At 70.2% G+C, this 2,283-nt stretch carries 4 protein-coding genes; 1 reads left to right on the top strand and 3 read right to left on the bottom strand.

The features are described from left to right. A partial coding sequence (locus QN357_RS18695) for a J domain-containing protein (RefSeq protein ID WP_323505361.1) occupies window positions 1-617 on the bottom strand: 617 nt, incomplete at its 3' end. Beyond that, window positions 614-1,108 (bottom strand): hypothetical protein, encoded by a 495-nt coding sequence (locus QN357_RS18690; protein ID WP_166791042.1) that lies wholly within the window; start codon window positions 1,106-1,108, stop codon window positions 614-616. The genes QN357_RS18690 and QN357_RS18695, both read right to left, overlap by 4 nt. Before the next feature lie 179 nt (window positions 1,109-1,287). On the opposite strand from QN357_RS18690, the gene QN357_RS18685 reads away from it, so the two are divergent. Next, window positions 1,288-1,977, top strand: a complete 690-nt coding sequence (locus tag QN357_RS18685; protein WP_323505360.1) for a hypothetical protein — start codon at window positions 1,288-1,290, stop codon at window positions 1,975-1,977. 150 nt (window positions 1,978-2,127) lie between these two features. Here the strand turns inward: QN357_RS18685 and QN357_RS19625 are convergent. After that, window positions 2,128-2,283: ice-binding family protein (locus tag QN357_RS19625; protein WP_416347634.1), on the bottom strand; the 156-nt coding region annotated here is incomplete at its 5' end.

Genomic DNA, 2,283 nt, shown 5'->3' with positions numbered 1-2,283 from the left:
CTCTCCGGATCGAGCGGGTTCGACGGGGTCCCCGGGGCCTGGCGCGGGAGCCTGCTGTCGCGCGGATCCATCGGCGTCCGCCGGACCGGCGAGGGCGGCGGCGGAACGGGTCCGCGGCGGATGTACTGGTCGTCCGGTCCGCGGGTGGTCCAGCCGGCACGCGGACCGAACTGGGCCTGCGGGTTCTCCGCGGGTCGCTGCTGGGGGTACTGCTGCTGCGCCTCGCGTGCTTCGGCGCCGCGCGGGTCTGCGGCCGGGGGGCCAGCTGCCGGAGTTCCGGCTGCGGCCGGGCCCGCGGACGCGGTGGCCGGGCCGGACGGAGCCGCGGTGCTCGCGGGATCCGGTGCCGCGGCCCGCCGGGCCGCAGCGGGTGCGCGCGTCGGCGGTGCGGCATCCGTGCGCGTGCTCGCCACCCGGTCGAGCTCGCCGTAGAGCACGTCGCGTGCGGCGGACATCCGCACGAATTCGGTGGTCGCGGCCGCGATCGTCTCCGCGGAGGCACCGGCGAGGAGGTCGGGGTGGTGCGTCCGCGCCTGCTTGCGGAACTGCTTGTCGATTTCGGCGCGGCTCGCACCCGCAGGCACGTTGAGGACCTCGGCGGCGATCTCCGGGGTCATGACAGCGGGCCGAACGAACGGAGGTACTTGTTGTAGGCCAGGCGCTGCAGGGTGTACTTGTACTGCGGAGCGAGGGCGCGAACCCGGTCCAGCAGGCCGTCGTCGATCTCCTTCAGCCGGGAGCCCGCGCGGATCGTCAGGATCGGGCCGGCGACGATCGCCGCGACGAACACGAGGAAGAGGGGGTTGTGGGTGACCGCAAGACCGAGCACGGTCAGGAGCAGGCCGGCGACGAAGACTCCGACGCCGATCCAGAGGGACCGTTTCGCCGGGGCGAGGTTCTCCTCCGCGAAGCGCGTCCAGCCTTCCTCCGAGCGGGTCCAGAACACCCAGCCGGGAGGCGCGGGGGAGCACTCCGGAACCGGCGTCCATCCGGCAGGGGGCTCCCAGCCCTGGTTGCCCGCAACCCAGTCGAGGGTCGGCGTCGGCCACCGCGGCGGGCGCTGGAACTCCAGCGGCAACGGGTCGGGAAGCGTGGGGGCGTCGGCCATAGACCCAGATTAGTGGCATCGACGCCGGCTTCGGTCCCCTGAATGGGTGGCATGCCGGGGGACATGGTCCGATACCCGCCGAGAATAAGTCCCCTAAAAAGGGGACACGGGCCCCCCGCGTATGCCACTATGTGTTCAGCATATTAATGCAGACGGCTACCCGACCCGAAAGTTCCACCATGTCCCACTGGTTTACCCGAATTGCTGCCGTCACCGGTGTCGCCGTTCTGTCCCTTACCCTCACCTCATGCACAAGCGTCGCCGCCCTCGTCGGCTTCGCGCCGATCGACCAGGCCAGCCAGGTCTCGGCCTCCGCCGCGCCGACGGCCACCGCTACTCCGCTCGTCTTCAACTCTGTCTTCACCGACATGGGCTCGATCCACCCGACGATCCAGCTCGCGCCCCAGCTCGAGCTCCAGCTCGACATGTGGACGGAACAGAAGACCCACGAGTGGTACACGGACAGCGACAAGCGTTTCTCGTTCGTGATCAGCGTCTTCGATCGCTCGCAGGCGCCTGAGGCCGCTTTCGGTACCAAGCGCCACGTCTACATGTCCAACGTCACGGTCACCGCAACGACGACCACGGCGAGTGGCGCGAGCACGACGCCGTTCGTGCTCAACGTGAACCCAATCGCCGCAACGCTCGACCCCGAGGCGCTCACGGGCCCCGGCGGGCTGCTCGTCACCTCGCCGAAGGGCGGCTTCCAGCTCGAGTCCACCTCGATCGGCGTGCTGACGCCGGACACCTACGGCCTGACCCTCGACTTCGCGATGACGATCGCCGGTGAGGCCACGGCCGGCGGCGGCGCGACCGTCACCCAGATCGTGCACCAGTCGATCCCCGTCGCGATCTTCAAGCGCATGTAACAACTGCATGAACAAGCGCCGGCACCGCACGCCGGCACGCCAGAAAGGCCCGGAACGGCGAAATCGCCGCTCCGGGCCTTTCCTGTTGTACGGGCCTTTCTCGGTGTGCAGACCCGTAGGCTCACCGCGGCGGATGCCGCGGCGTCCGATCTACAGGGCGGGCTCGGTGACCGTGTTCTTCTGCAGGGTGACCGCGGTCTGCGACAGCAGGCGACCGTCGACCGTCGCGCCGGTCTTCAGGGCGACGAGGGACTTGCCGAGGACGGTGCCCTCGAAGTGGGCGGGGGGGGGGCGCGCGGCGGGCCC

It is taken from the genome of Cryobacterium sp. RTC2.1 (assembly GCF_035018685.1).
Classification (GTDB): Bacteria; Actinomycetota; Actinomycetes; order Actinomycetales; family Microbacteriaceae; genus Cryobacterium; species Cryobacterium glucosi.
The sequence above is the reverse complement of the archived record's forward strand: the minus strand, read 5'-3'. Positions and strand labels throughout refer to the sequence as shown.